This is a genomic window from Streptosporangium sp. NPDC050148, from assembly GCF_055586505.1.
In genome coordinates, this window is record NZ_JBVJIA010000004.1 from 277,927 (window position 1) to 295,869 (window position 17,943).

13 protein-coding genes are annotated in these 17,943 nt (G+C 73.3%); 5 read left to right on the forward strand and 8 right to left on the reverse strand.

Annotated features, from left to right (window positions below; genetic code table 11):
- Positions 1-88 precede the first annotated feature (88 nt).
- The gene (locus ACZ6RT_RS06195) at positions 89-601 is read right to left on the reverse strand and encodes a DUF1203 domain-containing protein (RefSeq protein ID WP_470152420.1); all 513 of its coding nucleotides are present in this window, start codon (positions 599-601) and stop codon (positions 89-91) included.
- A 189-nt stretch (positions 602-790) separates the two neighbouring features.
- Here ACZ6RT_RS06195 and ACZ6RT_RS06200 point away from each other — a divergent pair, with 189 nt between their 5' ends.
- Positions 791-2,041: a chymotrypsin family serine protease gene (locus ACZ6RT_RS06200; RefSeq protein ID WP_470152421.1), complete on the forward strand. Its 1,251-nt coding sequence runs from the start codon at positions 791-793 to the stop codon at positions 2,039-2,041.
- Positions 2,042-2,248: 207 nt separating this feature from the next.
- Here ACZ6RT_RS06200 and ACZ6RT_RS06205 read toward each other — a convergent pair whose 3' ends face one another.
- The 7 genes from ACZ6RT_RS06205 to ACZ6RT_RS06235 all read right to left on the reverse strand — a co-directional run bounded on the left by ACZ6RT_RS06205 (position 2,249) and on the right by ACZ6RT_RS06235 (position 11,523).
- Complete coding sequence (locus ACZ6RT_RS06205) at positions 2,249-3,487, reverse strand: DegT/DnrJ/EryC1/StrS family aminotransferase (RefSeq protein WP_470152422.1); 1,239 nt, start codon at positions 3,485-3,487, stop codon at positions 2,249-2,251.
- Positions 3,484-4,572, reverse strand: a complete 1,089-nt coding sequence (locus ACZ6RT_RS06210; protein WP_399194130.1) for a GNAT family N-acetyltransferase — start codon at positions 4,570-4,572, stop codon at positions 3,484-3,486. Before ACZ6RT_RS06210 ends, ACZ6RT_RS06205 begins: the two co-directional genes overlap by 4 nt.
- Before the next feature lie 330 nt (positions 4,573-4,902).
- A complete protein-coding gene (locus ACZ6RT_RS06215; protein WP_470152423.1) occupies positions 4,903-6,081 on the reverse strand; it encodes a DegT/DnrJ/EryC1/StrS family aminotransferase in 1,179 nt (392 codons plus the stop codon).
- Between the two features lie 54 nt (positions 6,082-6,135).
- A complete protein-coding gene (locus ACZ6RT_RS06220; protein WP_470152424.1) occupies positions 6,136-7,542 on the reverse strand; it encodes a lipopolysaccharide biosynthesis protein in 1,407 nt (468 codons plus the stop codon).
- A gap of 842 nt (positions 7,543-8,384) precedes the next feature.
- Positions 8,385-8,768: an Lsr2 family protein gene (locus tag ACZ6RT_RS06225; RefSeq protein ID WP_399194124.1), complete on the reverse strand. Its 384-nt coding sequence runs from the start codon at positions 8,766-8,768 to the stop codon at positions 8,385-8,387.
- A 1,044-nt stretch (positions 8,769-9,812) separates the two neighbouring features.
- On the reverse strand, positions 9,813-10,199 hold the full coding sequence (locus tag ACZ6RT_RS06230) for a DUF1622 domain-containing protein (protein WP_470152425.1): 387 nt from the start codon (positions 10,197-10,199) through the stop codon (positions 9,813-9,815).
- 196 nt (positions 10,200-10,395) lie between these two features.
- Positions 10,396-11,523 carry a DUF5925 domain-containing protein gene (locus ACZ6RT_RS06235; RefSeq protein ID WP_470152426.1) on the reverse strand — a complete coding sequence of 376 codons (1,128 nt, stop codon included), beginning with the start codon at positions 11,521-11,523 and terminating at the stop codon, positions 10,396-10,398.
- A 229-nt stretch (positions 11,524-11,752) separates the two neighbouring features.
- Here ACZ6RT_RS06235 and ACZ6RT_RS06240 point away from each other — a divergent pair, with 229 nt between their 5' ends.
- The 4 genes from ACZ6RT_RS06240 to meaB all read left to right on the forward strand — a co-directional run bounded on the left by ACZ6RT_RS06240 (position 11,753) and on the right by meaB (position 17,528).
- Complete coding sequence (locus ACZ6RT_RS06240; protein ID WP_470152427.1) at positions 11,753-12,523, forward strand: peptidoglycan recognition protein family protein; 771 nt, start codon at positions 11,753-11,755, stop codon at positions 12,521-12,523.
- A 79-nt stretch (positions 12,524-12,602) separates the two neighbouring features.
- Entirely contained in the window at positions 12,603-14,396 is a 1,794-nt protein-coding gene (locus tag ACZ6RT_RS06245) for a methylmalonyl-CoA mutase family protein (protein WP_470152428.1), read from the forward strand.
- Positions 14,393-16,558, forward strand: a complete 2,166-nt coding sequence (gene scpA / locus ACZ6RT_RS06250) for a methylmalonyl-CoA mutase (protein ID WP_470152429.1) — start codon at positions 14,393-14,395, stop codon at positions 16,556-16,558. Before ACZ6RT_RS06245 ends, scpA begins: the two co-directional genes overlap by 4 nt.
- Positions 16,542-17,528 (forward strand): methylmalonyl Co-A mutase-associated GTPase MeaB, encoded by a 987-nt coding sequence (meaB, locus tag ACZ6RT_RS06255; protein WP_470152430.1) that lies wholly within the window; start codon positions 16,542-16,544, stop codon positions 17,526-17,528. The genes scpA and meaB overlap by 17 nt, the downstream gene beginning before the upstream one ends.
- The last annotated feature ends 415 nt before the right edge of the window (positions 17,529-17,943 follow it).

Sequence of the window (17,943 nt, forward strand, 5' to 3'; positions counted from 1 at the left end):
ACGCGAGGCACCGATGGACCCCGGCCCCGCCTCCCGCTGGGCACCGGTGCGGGCCGTCCCTCCACCCGGGAGGGCACGAGGACGGGCGTCAGTCCCGGCGGGTCTCCAGCAGGAAGCAGCCGAACTCCACCGCCCGCAGGTGCACCGCGGCCACCTCCGGGTCGCGGTAGAGGTCGTCCAGCTCCTCCTCGATCGACGGGCGGCCGTCACCGGCCTCCACGTAGCGTCCCTTCAGGATCCGGCCGTCCGCCGTGTACGCGCGCAGCGCGCGCCGGTCGCCGCGCATTGCGTCCGGGAAGCCGGATCCCGCCGGGCCGGCGCAGCCGCCGGTGTGCACGAACACCGGCCCCACCTCGTCGTACGGTCCCGGGTCCGCCCCGGTCTCCGCGGCCCAGCGCCGCAGCGGCGCGTACGACACCAGCGCGATCCTCTCCCCGGGCAGGCTCCGGCCCAGGCAGCAGCGCATCGGGTTGCCGCCCTCCTCGTCGAGGACCATCCGGGGGGCGCCTCCCGCGTCGTCGCGTTCCAGCAGCTCGCGCAGGACGTCCGGGGCGATGGCCCGGACCCGGTGGCGTGTCCTCGTGGTCTCGGTGTGGTTCATGCGCCCCATCGTGCCCTCCGGGGCACGGGCGCGCTGGCGGTGATCGGACGGCGCGCTCGTCCCGCCCGGTGCCCGTTCCCCTGAGGGACGTACAAGGGCGAATCACCCCTCACACCTCGTAAAAGGGCGAAGAAACGCCACCGGGACGCTGGTCTCATTGCCCCTCACGGACGACCACGAGGGGAAACAATGGAAACCAGCACGCGCTTACGCGTGGCGGCCATCGGCGCCGCAGCGCTCACGCTCCTGACCCTGTCGGGAACGGGCACCGCCGGCGCCCGGACGGCGGACGGCCCCGCGGACAAGCCGCCGATCGTCAACCAGGACGCTCCCAGGGAGCCGGTGCCGGCCGGGTTCACCGGCTGGGACACCCTGTTCGCGGAGCAGGACCGGCTCAACCGGGTGGCCGACCGCATCACCGAGCGGGCGGAGACGGCCGAGGGGTACGCGGGGATCGTCGTCGCCCCCGAGAACCACGAGGTGCGCCTGTACTGGCGGGGCGCGGTGCCCGCGGCCGTGCAGACGGCCGTCGACCAGGGACGGCAGGTGGCACCGGTCCGCGTGCTGCCCGCGGCCCACACGCACGCCGAGCTCCTCCAGGAGGCCACCAGGTGGGTGGAGGCCGGGCAGGTCACCGGCGCGGTGCCGCAGCCGGACGGCAGCGGCGTCCAGCTCTCCGTCGCGGGGGCCGACACCTCCCCCGACCGGTTGCAGCGGCCCGGCGGAGCGACGGCGCCCATCGCCGTCGAGGGGAACGAGACCTTCACCACCGCCTACGACCGGCAGAACGACGTCCCCAGCTACTACGGGGGCGGCCGCATCATCAACAAGCAGCAGGGGAAAGGGTGCACCGCGGGCTTCCCGGTCGTCGACAGGAACGGTGACACCGGCTACCTCACCGCGTCCCACTGCGGCAGCCTGTGGAACGAGTTCTACGACGGCGGCGGCGTCAGCAGCCAGGCGAACTACACGGGCACGCTGAACTGGTACATCACCAAACGCGACGCCGCGATCGTCAACGCGGACACGACCCGCAGGGTCTTCGTCGGTGGCAAGACCTCCTCGGCCGGCGCGAAGGTGGTGGGCGTCGTCAAGAGCTACCCCGGCAACTTCGTGTGCAACTCCGGCTCCACGATGGGGCAGATCTGCAACATCAAGGTGACCCACTACGGCTGGAGCGGCACCTACAGCACCGGGCAGCACGTCAAGCACATGATCCGCGCCAAGCACGTCAACGCCTCCTGCGCCGGGGCGAAGGGCGACAGCGGCGGACCGGTCTACAGCCACGCCAACTACTACGGCGACGTCAACGCGCACGGCATCTTCTCCGGCTTCTCCAACAGCGCGAACTGCGGTGGCGCGACCGGGGGATCCGTGATCGTCTTCCCCCGCGCCTGGGACGTGCTCCTCGCCTTCGAGGCGTCACTGCTGGTCTCCTGACCCGTGCCCCGGGGCTCCGCCCGGGCGGGCGGCACCCCGGGGACAGGGCGAGAAGGGCGAGACCCGCGCAGCCCCGGGGCCGTCGTGGCCCCAGGGCTCCGCCCGGTTTCGTCGAAGCCCCCCGGAAGCCCCCTCAAAGCCCCCCGAAGCCGCCCGGATCCGCCCGGATCCACCCGGGAGCCGCCCGGCGTCCCGGGAGGGAGCCGTTCAGGGCGCGGGGGGCGGGGGAGCCGGGCGGGCGCCGAGCTCGGTCAGCAGCCCGGCCATCCGGCCCGCGCGCAGCGGATCCACCGGCAGCACGTGCCGGGTCCACCACCGGGCCACCTCCGGTGCCGGCCCCGCGGGCACCAGGTCCAGGTAGTCGTCCAGCGGCGGGTCGTAGATGAAGCCGGGCACCACGCCCCGGCTCTCCAGCCGGGCCACGAGCCCGTCGCGGTCCTCCACCAGCAGCGGCACCCGAAGCAGCGGCAGGGGCGCCGTCTCCCGGACGCCCTCGGCCGCCCACGGGGTGGCGCGCAGCAGCTCCACCCCGGCCGTCCGCCGCTCCCGCTCACGGTCGATCACCCGGAAACGGGACCGCTGGTAGCCCAGGAGCGGCGCACCCTGGCGCATCCTCCAGTCGTCCAGATCGATCCGGAGCCAGTACCGCATGGCGTCCAGGTCGACGGGGCCGGCGGCGAGGACCTTCCGCAGCTCGTCCTCGCGCGGCGGGCAGCGGTGACCCGTCCACGTGACGACACCGGCCGCCTTGAGGGCGTGCCACACCGGCCGGACCAGCCCGGTGCGGTAGATCGTCTCGCGCAGCACCGGCCGCAGCGTCCCCGACAGCTGGGCCCCGGTCCCGCCGGGCAGCAGCAGCTCCTCCCTGGCACGCGCCAGCGCGGCCAGCGCGGACGGGTCCCGCGCGGTGAGGAACCCCCCGGACATCGACCGCCCGTGCTTGGCCAGGCTGAACACCCCGGCCTCGCCGAACGTGCCCGCGGGGCGGCCGTCCACGGTCGTCTGCATGGCGTGCGCGGCGTCGTCCAGCAGGACCACGCCGCGCCGGTCGCACTCGGCCCCCAGCTCGGCCACCCGGTCGGGCAGGCCGTACAGGTGCGTGGTGATCACACCGGCCAGGCCGGTCCAGTCCACCTCGGGGACGTCGATGTTGCCGTCGCGGTGGGAGACCGGCGCCGTCACCGGCTCCAGCCCGGCGGCCAGCACCGTGAACAGCACGGTCTCGCAGTTCGTCGGGGAGATCAGCACCCGCTCACCGCGGCCGAACCAGTGCCGCAGCGCCAGCAGCAGCCCGAACCTGGCCGACGGCACGTGCAGGCACTCCTGGCCGATCCGGTCGCGCATGGCCGCCTCCAGCGCCCGGCGGCCGTCCCCGGCACCGGCGGTGCCCGAAGTGCCTGCGGTGCCCGGGGTGCCCGGGGTGCCCGGGGCTCCCGGCCCGCTCATCCGGCCCTCCCGCCGCGCAGCCGCCCGTACCGTTTCATGACCCGGTCGGCGACGCCGTACAGCGCGGGGGTGTCCAGGACGAGGCGGCGGGCCCGGCGGACCGGTTCGGTGCGCAGCCAGTGCGCCGCCGCGGCCGCCGACCTGCGGCGCACGATGCCCTCGGAGACCGGGACGGTCCTGCTGCACAGCGCGTCCTTGTACTCCGACCCGTTGCTGATCCCCAGGTCCAGCGAGCGCACCCCGATCTCCGCGGCGGCCTCGACCATGCGCAGGTGCTGGATCAGGCCGGGGGAGTAGCGGGCGTACCCGGGATCGTAGGCGGGGAACCAGCCGATCATCGTGGTGTCGGTGCGCAGCCCGAAATGCCCCGCCACGGGCCTGCCGTCCACGTACAGCATGGAGAGCGGCCCGGCGAACTCCGGGGTGTCGACGGCGTGCAGGCGCTCGACCAGCTCCACGACCCACGGCCTGGCGAAGCGGTCGGGGCGGCCCATCCGCCGGTACTGGGCCGACTTCCACTCGCGCAGCAGCCGGAGCGACCCCGGGTCGCGCACGGCGAACTCCGAGGTGACCTCGCCCACGTCGCGGCCGAGCTTCCGCTCCTTGTACAGGGTGCTCTTGACGAACTTCGGGGAGCGTCCGCGCAGCTCGTCCAGGAAGGCCGGGTAACCGTCGGCGAAGTCCAGGACCACCGCCTGCTGGGTGAGCGTCTCGAACGGCCGGAACCACCGCTGGCCCTCGACCAGGCAGCCGAACTCCCACACGCTCAGCCCGCACGCCCGCAGCAGCGCGTCCGCGTCGAACTCGGCGCCGGACCGGTGGACGACCCCCTGGCAGAGCGAGACCCACCCGCCGAGGGCGGCGCCCACCCGGCCGCCGTGCCGCTCGAACGGGAAGAACCCGACCGGCCCGTCCGACTCGGTGATCACCGCCACCCGCGCCTCCGCGGAGACCTCTCCCATCGCGATCGTGAACTCCGGGCTCAGGAAGGGGTTGGCCAGGTGCGCGCTGGAACGTTGCATCTCGCGCCAGGTCTTGATCTCGGCCGGTCCCAGCTCCCCGGGCCGGACGACGCTGACCCTCACCGGCCGCCCCCGCCCCCACCGGGACGATCGCCGGCCGCACCGGCGCCGGGCGCCAACCTACCGTTCACGGGGGGAGGTCCTTTCTCGAGGCCTGGGCTCAGGCGCTGGGGGTCTCGGAACGATCCAGCGGAGCCGGCCGCGCACCGGACCGGGGCGGCCTCCGGGCGCGGGCCGTCCACGACCCCCGATCCCGATGACGTCCCCCCGAACCGCCGCCCGGCGCGGCCGGTCCGGGAAGGCGCCGGCCCCCCGGCGCTCCCCGGACCACCGCCCGACGCGGCAAATCTATAGCGATATCGGCCCCGGCCGCTGAGTGACGCCGAAAGCCCCTCAGGCGATGTCCGAGACCACCGGGGCGGGTGGCGCGGTGGGACTCCCTGAGCGCACCGGCGGGACCGCCGGGGTGAGCCGCTCGACGACGGCCATCGCGCGCCGCGCGTACAGCGGGTCGATCGGCAGCACGTGCCGTCCCCACCAGCGCGCCACCTCGGGCGACGGCGAGGGGTCGGTGAACTCGGGCAGGTAGCCGTCGTAGGGCGGGTCGTAGAGGTAACCGGTGGCGACCCCGTTCCGCTCCAGCTCGGCGATGGCCTCGTCCCGGCCGGAGACCAGCAGCGGCACCCGGAACAACGGCTGGTCCAGGTGGCGGTGGACCGCGGGCGCCACGGTGGGCAGCGCGGCCAGCATCGAGACGCCGGCGATCCGCCGCGACCGCTGGCGCGGCAGCGTCCGCAGCCGCCGGGACTGGTACCAGCGGGCCAGGTGGCCGCGCCTGGTCCGGTAGTCGTGCAGGTCGGCCTGGACCCAGGAGTCGAACGCGGGCAGCTGCGGCGCGTACTCCAGGGCCCGCAGCAGCTCCACCGGGCGAGGGGCGATCCGGTAGCCCTCGCGCTCCTCCTCCATGCCGAGCGCGCGCATCGCGCGCAGCGCGGGGCGGACCATGTTCAGGCGCAGCGCGGCGTGGCGGCTCGCCGAGGTCAGCACGCTGTGGATCTCCTTGCGGAAGACGCCCGGCCGCAGCAGCCGGTCGCGCTCGCGCTCCAGGGCGCGCAGGTCCTCGGGGTGCTCCACCGCGAGCACCCCGCCGGAGCCCGCCCCGGCGTGCTTGGAAAGGCTGAACACCCCGGCCACCCCGAAGGTGCCCAGCGGCCTGCCGTGCACGGACGTCTCGATCGCGTGCGCGACGTCCTCGATCAGGATCTTGCCCGCGAAGGCGGCCACCCGGTCCGGCAGGCCGTACAGGTTGGTGGTCAGGACCGCGTCGACCGTGCCGAGGTCGACGGCGTCGGCGTCGATGTTGCCGTCCTCGACCGACAGGGGGGCGATGACCGGGCGGAGCCCGGCGGCGAGCACGAGGAAGAGGATCTCGTCGGCCGAAAGGGGGGACATCAGTAGCCGCTGGCCGGGACGGCACCAATGCCGCAGGGCCAGATACAGGCCCAAGCGGTTGGAGGGAAGCGAAAGGCAGAGGCGATCTGTCCGCTTCGCCACAATGTGCTCAGGAGTCACCGGAGACCGTCTATCACGTACGACACCTTGACCACAAGCGGCGGCGGAGTGAGGCTAGTCGGCGCTCACCTGCGACATCGTGCCGTAACTGATCACCTTGCGGATGTTCGGGAAGATCAGCACGGCGACCAGGAGCTGGCTGCCGAGCATCGCGTATCCCACCGCGGCGATGCCGAAGTGGGGGAAGAGCACCACGATCGACGTGAGCACCAGAACGGCCATCCCGATCTGGATGAGGGCCAGCCTGCGCGCCCGGCTCTGCGCGCGCAGCATGCTCAGGCAGATCTCGATCACCGTCTGGGGGAGCACGGCGATCGCCATCAGGCGCAGCAGCGGCGTGCCCGCCTCGGCGAACCCCGGGCCGAACACGCTCAGGATCAGCGGCGCGCCGATCACGACCACCGCGATGACCGGCCCGACGATCAGGAAGGTACGGCGGAGGGCGTTGCGCACGCTCTCGGCCAGCTGCGCGGCGTTGAAGGAGCCCTCGACGGTCAGCGAGACCGCCATGTTCGCGGCCAGCAGCCCGATCATGGAGCCCAGCGTGTGGGCGATCGAGAAGTAACCGAACGTCGGGGCGTCGTCGAGCCAGCCCGCGACGATCACCGGGACGAGGTAGAGGATCAGCAGGATGGAGAACGCGCCGGGGAAGTCGCCGGCCAGGAAGCGCCCCACCTCGCGCAGGCGCGGCGGGTTGGCCGCGCTCACCTCGGTGTCCTTGACGTGCCGGGGGATGATGACGCCGAAGATGAACCAGCTGATCGGCACCAGCGCGATGGCGGTCGGCACGATCCAGGAGACGAAGATCCCGCCGAAGAGCCCGCCCTGCGGCAGCGCGACCGCCAGCGCGGCGAGCATGCCCATCTTCACCAGCCCGAACGCCAGGCTGTTGACCGGCACCCAGACGGCCTTGCGCAGCCCGGCCAGCGTCACGTCCTGCAGGGTGAACACGGTCCAGACGAGCACCGAGGCGAGGAAGAACAGCCCCGGCCCGAACCCGCCCAGGTGGGTGTAGACCTCACCCCACATCGGCAGCGTCAGCAGGAACCCCAGTGCCGCCACCAGCCCGGTGGCGCCGGCGATCGCGTACCCCCGGAGCACGAACTCGGCGGTGCGGCGGCCGGCCACCGGGATGAACCTGGCCAGGGCGCCCGCGAAGGCGAGGCCGGTCAGGGAGGCGAAGAGCCGCATCGCGCTGATCACGGCCTGGCCCTCGCCGAAGGCGGTGGCGGTGTACAGGTGCGTGGCGAGGAACCAGTAGCCCAGTCCCAGGACGGCGGTGATCCCCGTGTTGATCATCAGGGCGTAGCCCTGGAGGAACAGCGGGTTGCGCAGGTCCTTGCGCAGGCGGTCCATCAGGCCGGGCCTGCGGCCGGCGTCCGTCCTCGAGCCCGCCGGGCCCGCCGGGGTCGCCGGGGTCGTGGTCGGTCCCGTCGTCCGGTCGCCTCCGTCGCGCGTCACGTGGCCATCATCGGCCGGGGCCCTTGCGCCGGCCTTGCCGTCCGCTGTACGGACATCGGCGGTACGGAGGTCGGTCGCCGCGTTGGTAGGCGCCTGCGGCGGGCCCGTCCGGGGGGCCCGGGGATCCGGCGCGGGGGCATCGGCCCGGTGGAGAGGGTCTGCGGGGACCCCGGGGGCCGTGGGAGCCGCGGGGTTCCGGGAGTGCCGCCCGGTGCCGTCCTCACGCATCCCGGCGCTCCCGGCGCGCGCCGTCCTCTCCTGCGGACCCGCGGGCCGGTTCCGGGGACGCGCTCGCGCGGGGCGGGACGACGGCCTCACCCGGTCGCCCGGGGGGCGGCGTCACGGGTGCGGGCGTCCCGTCACGGGACCGGCCGGTCACGGAGGGGAGCATGAGAGTCGGCACGTGAGCCATGATGCCCCAGTTTCAGGCGGCCCGCGCCCGGCATGCGCGGGGAAGCCCACGGGTGGGCTGGATTGTGATATGGAGTGCCCTGTTTTCTGGGGAAATCAAGCGGCGATACGTGAGCGGACACACATCGGGACCGGTCGCGGACGCCCGGTGACGGGAGAGGCGGGCGGTCCGGGGGCGGGCGGAAGCGGCGCGGGGGACGTGTGAGGACGCCCTCGGACGTCCGGCGGGTTCTCGCCCGCGGGCGTCCCGTGGACCCGGCGGAGCGCGTCCGGGCGATCACCGGCGGCCGGGGCCGGAGGCGCGTACCCCTGCGGGCCGGGAGCGGCGCCTTCCGTCGTCCCGTCACCACCTCGTCGCCGCGTCGTTCACTGCCTCGCGCACTCCCGGCCGGCTACGACGCCGTCACCCCTGAAGGGTCCGGGAGCCCGTCCTAGTCGCTGAGCGCGCCCTGCGGAGTCTTCTTCGCCGCGGGCTTGGCCATGCTGGGGTCACCGGCGGCGAAGGCCTCGGCGACCTTTCCTCCGATACGGCCACGCTCGCTGACCTCTATCCCGTGGGACTTGGCCCACGCCCGGATCTCGGCACTCCGCTCACGGTTGCCACCCGTCCCCTTGCTCCTGCCCTTGCGCCCCGAGGAGGTGCTCGCCTTGCGGGCGACGGACTGGAAGGGCTTGAGGGCCTCGCGCAGCTTGGTGGCGTTCTTCGAGCTCAGGTCGATCTCATAGGTGGTGCCGTCCAGACCGAACGAGACCGTCTCGTCCGCGCGCTTCCCCGTGATGTCATCGGTGAACGTGACGACTTGCTGACGTGCCATTGTGTCACTCCTTAATGTTGGCGTCAGAGTGCGGCTGCGAACCCGGCCGACCGATGGTTCCCGCGTCTCTTCCCCGCGCGCAAAACTCTAGTACCTCCTTTCACCGCCGCGCGCGGGAAACCCCTGTCCGCCGGAGATCCACCCTCTCAGGTCAATTACCCGAGGCTGAACTCCGGGTCTTCACGTCATTGTGAAATGCTTCCCTGCGGGAGGGGATTAAAAACGACCGTGGCGCCGGCGGCCCCGTTGACACGCGTATGACGGCGCCGCGGCCCGCCCGCGGTCCGGTTTTTCGGGCACGGCCGCGATGGTTTTTGAAGTTTCGTTACCTAAGGGTGGTTTTCACCCTTGTCGCCCTGAAAAATGGGCGCCCCACCCCGGGTCCCGGCTCCGCGGGGCCGCCGGACCGGCGCGGCGTGCCACGGTCCGGGCGTGCCGGTACGGGCCGCCGCTCCTCCCGCCGGTCCGGGGACTTTCCCTGGTCCGGGTGTGACGGGTGACCACTGCGGTGACGGCGCGGACCGCGCGGGACCGCCCGGGACGGCGCGGGGACACGGCCGGGACGGACCCGGCCGGACGAGGGTCCGGGAAGGGGCGGAGGCGGCCCGGGCCGGTCGTCCGGTGGATAATTCACGCGGTCCGGATGTCCGTAACCGAACGCGCCGCGGGTTTCCCGGAGGACAAATGATGTGACTCGCTCCCGAATGGCGGCGGCCCTCCCGCGGGTTTGCGGCCGGTGCGATCGGTGCCTTCGAAGACGTCCCCCGGGAGGTGTCGATCACATTGGGGGGTGGTGCGGCCACGCTCGGGTAAGACAAGGGCCGCCGCAGGGGGCGGGACGATTCCGGGCGTCTCGCATTGCGGAAGGCGAGCGCGAAGGGCGTGGTTCGCTCTATGACGACTATTGGTCCGTTCCACCGTCCCGGCGGATCAATCCACCGTCGTTCCCGAATTGTTCGGCCGCCCTCCGAAAAGCGGGCCGGGCGCGCCGGGCGCGCCGGATGCGCCGGATGCGCGGTCGTCCCGGGCGGGGCCGGTCCGGGATCAGCTCTTCTCGCCCGGCCGGGCCCGGTCCCCCTTGCCCTCCACCGCGCGCCCCTCGCGCTCGATCTCCCGGTTGAGGAAGAAGTTCAGCGCGGTACGGATGGCGGCGATCGCGGCGAGCTGCCCGATCTGCGCGAAGCTCGGCGCGATCGCGGTGCGCAGCACGTCGCTGGCCAGCTGGAACTCAAGGCCGAGCGCCAGGAAGCGTCCCAGGAACAGCCGTACGGCGATGAAGCCGTGATCGTGCCGGCGTACGGCCACCACGACGAAGCGCACGAACGCGATGGCCGCGCCTGCGAAGATGACGGCCGCTCCGGCGGCCTCGACGAGGCGGACCAGCAGGTTGACGAACTCCCGGAGGGACTCCTCCGGTAGAAGATTGAGCATGCGCTGCCGATACCCGGCGGCCCCGAACCCATGCATCCCGGACCCGCCGGGCATCACAGGCATCACAGGCATCACAGGCATCACAGGCATCACAGGCATCACAGGCATCACGGGTCCCGTCCCGAGCCCGTCCCGGACCTCGTTCCCCGGCCGCCCGGAGACCCGTCCCGGACCCGTCCCGAGCCCGTCCCGGGTCTCAGAGGTAGAGGCCGGTGCTCTCCGGGATGGTGGTGCGGTCGAGCACGCCGTCACGGAGCGCGAACAGCTCGGCGAGGGTGGCGCCGGAGCGGGGAAGCCCCTCGGTGGTGCCGAGCCAGCGGGCCGCCTCCTCGTACGGCAGGGGACCGACCTCGATCTGGGCGAGGCAGCGGCCCGGCCGGGTGACGGCGGGGTGCAGGTGGGCCAGGGGCTCGTTGGTGGTGATCGCCACCAGGACGTCGCGGCCCTGGCCGAGGAGCCCGTCGGTCAGGTTGAGCAGCCGCGACAGGCCCTGCCCGGCGGCGTCCTTGGCGCCGGACCTGATCAGCTCGTCGCAGTCCTCCAGCACCAGGAGCCTCCACCGGTCGCCGGAACCGTCCCCGTCGCCGTGGTCGCCGTCGTCCATGCCGACCGCCACCTCCATCAGGTAGCCGGGGGAGTGGAACAGCATCTCCGGGTCCAGCACGCAGTCGACCTGGCACCACGACCGCCACTCGTGCGCGAGCGTGCGCAGCAGCGTCGTCTTTCCCGTCCCCGGCGGCCCGTGCAGCAGCACCAGCCGTCCGTGCACCTCCGAGGGGGTCACCGACATCAGCCGGGAGAGCGGCTCGCCCACCGAGGCGGCGTAGTTGCCGCAGACCTCCGCCCAGGGGGAGGCGGTGATCGGCTTCTCCGAACGCCGGCTGCCGTGCGGGCCCTGCCACCAGAAGCCCATCTCGACGTGGTCGCTCTGCGGGGCGGGCTCCTCGGCGTCCCTGGTGACCTCCTCGATCACCGAGCGGGCCAGCTTCTCGTCGACCGCGGTCACGCTGACCGTGGCGGCGCGGTTGCGGTAGCGGATCACGCGCAGCGTCCAGCCCTCCCCGCGCAGCAGCCGCGACTCGCGGCCGTCCTTCTCCGAGGCCGCCCGCACCAGCGTCCCCGAGGCCGGGGTGAGGGAGGCGTCGGTACGGACCCGCTCCAGGCTCGCGGTGCACGACCACGGCTGGGCGCCGGTGGCGAACGGCGACAGCGCGAGCGCGTCGATCACGTCCACGGCCGAGTCGCCGTCGTCGAGCCAGACGTTCATCGGCAGCTCCCGCGGGCCGGGCTCCGGGGTGAAGTGGACCTCCTTGAGTACGGACATGGCGGTAATGATCCTCGCGGAACGCCCGCCGGTCGACGGGTTTTCACCATCCGTGCGGTGGTTTAGACCTACCGCCGGCGGTCAGGGGGACGGCTGTTTCGCTGCCCGACGCCCCGGAGTGCCCCCGCCTCACGACGCGACCACGATCGTTGACCGACCCGCCCATATGGTCACGTGTCAACCATTACGCTCCGATGAGTCGACATATCTCAGACAGTGGAGACGTTCCTTGGCCATCGATCTCGTCACCCGCCGCGAGTGGGGCGCCCGCTCGCCGCGCGGTTCCTACAGCAGACTCGACTCCACCAGGGGAGTGAAGGTCCACTACACGGGGGGCCAGGTCAGCCCGGACATCGTGAAGGACCACGCCCGGTGCGTCGCGATGGTGAAGTCCATCCAGAACCACCACATGGACGGCAACGGCTGGATCGACGTGGGCTACTCCCTGCTGGTCTGTCCGCACCGGAAGGTGTTCGAGGGCCGCGGCCTGCACCGCGTGCCGGCCGCCAACGGCGCCGGGCTCAACAGTGCCCACTACGCCGTGCTCGGCCTGGTGGGCTCCTCGGGGTTCACCCGGCCCAACGACGGCATCCTGCACGGCATCCTGGACGCCGTCGAGTACCTCAGGGACAAGGGCGGCGCCGGCAGGGAGATCAAGGGCCACCGCGACGGCTACTCGACCAGCTGCCCCGGCGAACCCCTCTACTCCTGGGTCAGGAGGGGCGCCCCCCGTCCCGGCGCGGGCCCCGGCACCCCGCCCGAGCCGCACCCCTCCTTCCCCGGCCGTACCCTCACCCAGCCGCCGGTCATGCGCGGTGAGGACGTCCGCACCTGGCAGCGGCAGATGCTCGACCGCGGCTGGGACCTCGACGTCGACGGGCTGTACGGCCCGGCGTCGGAGGACGTGTGCCGCAGATTCCAGAAGGAGAAGGGATTGCGGGTCACCGGCGCGGTCGACCGGGTGACCTGGAACGCCTCCTGGGAGGAGCCGGTCGACTGACCCGCGCGCCCCGGGAAGATCGGCTTCGAGCCCGGGCCCGGCGAGCACCGCCGGCCGGGCTGCGCCTAGTATCCGGTGCATGACGGTGCCGCCTGAGGACCCTCGATCGGCCGGCGAGTTCCCATCGGTCACCCGTGAGCGGTGGCGGGAACTGGCGCTCGGGGTGCTGCGCAAGTCCGGAGTCGAGACCGGCTCCCCGGAGGAGGCCCTGGCCTCCACCACCCACGACGGCGTGACGATCGCGCCGCTCTACGACGCCTCCGACCTTCCGGCCGACCCCGGCCTGCCCGGACGGGCCCCCTACATCCGGGGCTCGCGCGCCCGGGGCGGCTGGGAGGTGCGCCAGCGCCACGAGACGCCCGACCCCGAGGCGATCCTCACCGACCTGGAGAACGGCGTCACCTCGCTCTGGCTCGCCCTGGAGCCCGAGGACCTGCCCGCCGCCCTGAAGGGGGTCCACCTGGACCTGATCTCGGTCGCGCTGGACGCGGGCGGGCGGACCCGCGAGGCGGCCGAGGCGCTGTTCGCGACGGCCGCCCGGGGCGGCGGGGACGGACCGGGCGGCGGGGGCGCCGCCCTCACCGGGACCCTGGGCGCCGACCCGCTGGCCGATCCCGCGACCGCGGCCGAGCTGGCCCGCCGCTGCGCGGCCGACCACCCGGGCCTGCGGGCGGTCGTCGTGGACGCCACGCCGTACCACGACGCGGGCGGCGGGGACGCCGAGGAGCTCGGCTGCTCCCTCGCGGCGGGCGTCGCCGCGCTGCGGACCCTGACCGGCGCGGGCCTGCAGGCCCGCGAGGCGTTCGGCCAGCTGGAGTTCCGCTACGCCGCCACCGCCGACCAGTTCCTCACCATCGCGAAACTCCGCGCCGCCCGCAGGCTCTGGGCGCGCGTCGCCGAGGCGTGCGGCGTCCCGGGCGAGCCGCAGCGGCAGCACGCGGTGACCGGGTCGGCCATGATGACCGCCCGCGACCCGTGGGTGAACATGCTCCGTACCACGCTCGCCTGCTTCGCGGCCGGGACCGGCGGCGCCGACGCGGTGACCGTGCAGCCCTTCGACGCCCGGCTCGGCCTGCCCGACGCCTTCTCCCGCCGGATCGCGCGCAACACCCAGTCGCTGCTGGTGGAGGAGGCGGGCGTGGCCCGGGTGGTCGACCCGGCCGGGGGCTCGTTCTACGTCGAGCGGCTGACCGAGGACCTGGCGGAGGCGGCCTGGGAGTGGTTCCGGGAGATCGAGCGCGCCGGAGGGATGGCCGGCGCCCTCGCCTCAGGCCTGGTCGCAGGCCGGCTGGCGGCCACCTGGGAGCGGCGCTCGGCCGCCATCGCCCGGCGCCGCGACCCGATCACCGGCGTCAGCGAGTTCCCCGACCTCGACGAGCGGCCCGTCCTCAGGCGGCCCCGGCCGGAGAGGGGGCCCGGCGGGGGCGCCGGCGCGCACCCGTGGGAGAGCGTGCACTACGCCCAGGAGTACGAGGCGCTGCGCGACCTGGCCGACGCGCAGCGGGGACGGCCCGCGGTCTTCCTCGCGACCGTCGGCCCGCCGGCCGCGCACACCGCGCGGGCCTCGTTCGCGGCCAACCTGTTCCGGGCGGGCGGCATCGCCACCGTCCCCGGCGGCGCGTCGACCGACCCCGAGGAGATCGCCGCCGCGTTCACCGCCGCGGGCACCCCGGTGGCGTGCCTGTGCTCCAGCGACCGCCTGTACGCCGAGCACGCCGAGGCGGTGGCCGCCGCGCTGCGCAAGGCCGGCGCGACGCGGATCTGGCTGGCGGGCAAGGGGGAGTTCGAGGGCGTGGACTCCCGGCTGTACGCCGGATGCGACGCGCTCGGCGTGCTCCGCACGACATTCGACGACCTGGGGGTGGCCCGGTGATTCCCGACTTCTCCGAGATCGAGCTCGGCCCGCGACCGGCCGCCGGTGCCGCCGGCGTCGCGGACGCCCCGGAACCGGCCCCCGCCCCGGACGGGGTGTGGGAGACGCCCGAGGGCATCGACGTCAAGCCGCTCTACACCGCCGCCGACATCGACGGCCTGGACTTCCCGCACACCTACCCCGGCGCCGCGCCGTACCTGCGCGGGCCGTACCCGACGATGTACGTCAACCAGCCCTGGACGGTACGGCAGTACGCCGGGTTCTCCACCGCGGCCGAGTCCAACGCCTTCTACCGGCGCAATCTGGCCGCCGGGCAGAAGGGCCTGTCGGTCGCCTTCGACCTGGCCACCCACCGGGGCTACGACTCCGACCACCCCCGCGTGACCGGCGACGTCGGCATGGCGGGCGTGGCCATCGACTCCATCTACGACATGCGGCAGCTCTTCGACGGCATCCCGCTGGGCCGGATGAGCGTGTCGATGACCATGAACGGCGCGGTGCTGCCGGTCCTGGCGCTGTACGTCGTGGCCGCCGAGGAGCAGGGGGTGGCGCCCGAGCAGCTGGCCGGGACCATCCAGAACGACATCCTCAAGGAGTTCATGGTCCGCAACACCTACATCTACCCGCCGGCGCCGTCGATGCGGATCATCTCCGACATCTTCGCGTACACCAGCGAGCGGATGCCGAAGTTCAACTCCATCTCGATCTCCGGCTACCACATCCAGGAGGCCGGGGCCACCTGCGACCTGGAGCTGGCCTACACCCTCGCCGACGGCATGGAGTACCTGCGGGCCGGCGTGGAGACCGGCCTGGACGTCGACCGGTTCGCGCCGAGGCTGTCGTTCTTCTGGTGCATCGGCATGAACTTCTTCATGGAGGTCGCCAAGCTCCGGGCGGCCCGGCTGCTGTGGGCGCGGATCGTCTCCGGCTTCGGTGCGAAGAACCCCAAGTCGCTCTCGCTGCGGACGCACAGCCAGACCTCCGGCTGGTCGCTGACCGCCCAGGACGTCTACAACAACGTGGTGCGCACCTGCGTCGAGGCGATGGCCGCCACCCAGGGCCACACCCAGTCGCTGCACACCAACGCCCTGGACGAGGCGCTGGCCCTGCCCGGCGACTTCTCCGCCCGCATCGCCCGCAACACCCAGTTGCTGCTGCAGCAGGAGTCGGGCACCTGCCGGGTCATCGACCCCTGGGGCGGCTCCTACTACGTCGAGCGGCTCACCCACGAGCTCGCCGAGCGGGCCTGGGCGCACATCGAGGAGGTCGAGGCCGCCGGGGGCATGGCCAGGGCGATCGACGCCGGGCTGCCCAAGCTCCGCATCGAGGAGGCCGCCGCCCGCACCCAGGCGCGCATCGACTCCGGCCGCCAGCCGGTCATCGGCGTCAACAAGTACCGGCCCGACGCCGACGAGCCCATCGACGTGCTCAAGGTCGACAACACCGCGGTACGCGCCGAGCAGGTGGAGAAGCTGCGCCGGCTGCGCGCCGAGCGCGACCCCGCCAGGGTCGAGGAGGCGCTGGCGGCGCTGAGCAAGGGGGCCGAGGGCGACGGGAACCTGCTCGCGCTCTCCATCGAGGCGGCCCGCGCCATGGCCACGGTCGGGGAGATCTCCGACGCGCTGGAGCGGGTCTTCGGCAGGCACGCGGCACAGATCCGTACGATCACCGGGGTGTACCGCGAGGAGGTGGGATCGGGCGTGGACGAGGTACGGGCCGCGTGCGCCGAGTTCGAGCGCCTCCAGGGGCGCCGTCCCCGGATCCTGGTGGCCAAGATGGGACAGGACGGTCACGACCGGGGCCAGAAGGTGATCGCCACCGCCTTCGCCGACCTCGGCTTCGACGTGGACGTCGGCCCGCTGTTCCAGACGCCCGAGGAGGTCGCCCGCCAGGCCGTCGAGGCCGACGTGCACGTGGTCGGCGTGAACTCCCTGGCCGCAGGGCACCTCACGCTCGTGCCGGCGCTGCGCGAGGCCCTGGTCGACCTGGGCGCCGAGGACGTCATGATCGTGGTCGGCGGGGTCATCCCGCCGGGCGACTTCGACGCGCTGCGCGCGGCGGGCGCGAGCGCGATCTTCCCGCCCGGCACCGTGATCGCCGACGCCGCCCGGGGGCTGCTGGCGGACCTGCTCACCCGGCTGGGCCATGACGCGGACGCTTGACGACTACGTCCGCGGGGTGACCGAGGGGTCCAGGGCCTGGATCGGGCGCGCGATCACGCTGGTCGAGTCCTCCCGGGCCGACCACCGGGAGCTGGCCCAGCGGCTGCTGGCCGAGCTGACCCCGCGCGCCGGAGCGGCGCGCAGGGTCGGCATCACCGGCGTGCCGGGCGTCGGCAAGTCCACCTTCATCGACGCCCTCGGCACCCGGCTGACGGGCAGGGGGCACCGGGTGGCGGTGCTGGCCGTGGACCCGTCCTCGACGCGCACCGGCGGGAGCATCCTGGGGGACAAGACCCGGATGTCCCGCCTGGCGACGGACCCGGACGCGTTCATCCGTCCCTCGCCCACCTCGGGCACGCTGGGCGGCGTCGCCCGCGCGACCCGCGAGGCGATGGTCGTGGTGGAGGCGGCCGGGTACGACGTCGTGCTGGTGGAGACCGTGGGCGTCGGCCAGTCCGAGACGGCCGTCGCCGACATGGTGGACACCTTCCTGCTGCTCACCCTGGCCAGGACCGGCGACCAGCTCCAGGGCATCAAGAAGGGCGTGCTGGAGCTCGCCGACGTGATCGCCATCAACAAGGCCGACGGCGCCGAGGGCAGCCCGCACGAGCTGGACGCGCGCAGGGCCGCCAGGGAGCTGGCCGGGGCGCTCCGCCTGCTGGGCGCGGACCGGACGCCTCCCGTGCTCACCTGCAGCGGGCTGACCGGCACCGGGCTGGACGAGCTCTGGGAGCGGATCGTCGCCCACCGCGACGCCCTGGAGGTCTCCGGGGAGCTCGCCGAGCGCCGCCGGCTGCAGCAGGTCCGCTGGACCTGGGCGCTGATCACCGACCGGCTGCTCGCCCGGCTCCGCGAGAACCCCGAGGTCGCGGCGATCATCACCGGGGTGGAGGACGAGGTGCGCGAGGGCCTCCTGACGCCTTCGGCGGCGGCCGACCGCGTCCTCGCGGCCTTCGGCGCGGCCGGCTGACCACCCCGTCGCACGCCGGGCGACCCACCGGCGGCGGGACTCCGGTCGCGACCCCCCTCTCACCCAGCGTGACCGGCTGACGGGGAGACCGGCCCGCCGGGCGGCCGTGAGGGCAGCGGGGGAGGCGGCTCCGGCCGGGGGCGGCGGCGTATATGAGCCTGCTCACTCCCGGCGGAGCCGTAGATACCGCACGCGCTGATTTATCGAAGTCGCGATACGACACGTTCCAATGTTTAAAGCGGGAATGGGGCGGTAAGAGGACCTTCCCCGAAGCGACGGTCACGATCCGGTGACGCGATGTTCCTCGGTGTTCTCGGTGTTCCTTGGTGTTCCTTCGGCGGCCGGAATGGCGGCCGTGGCCGTCGCGATCCCGGTCCCGATCCCGACCTCGACCAGCCGTTGGACGGGCCCCCGG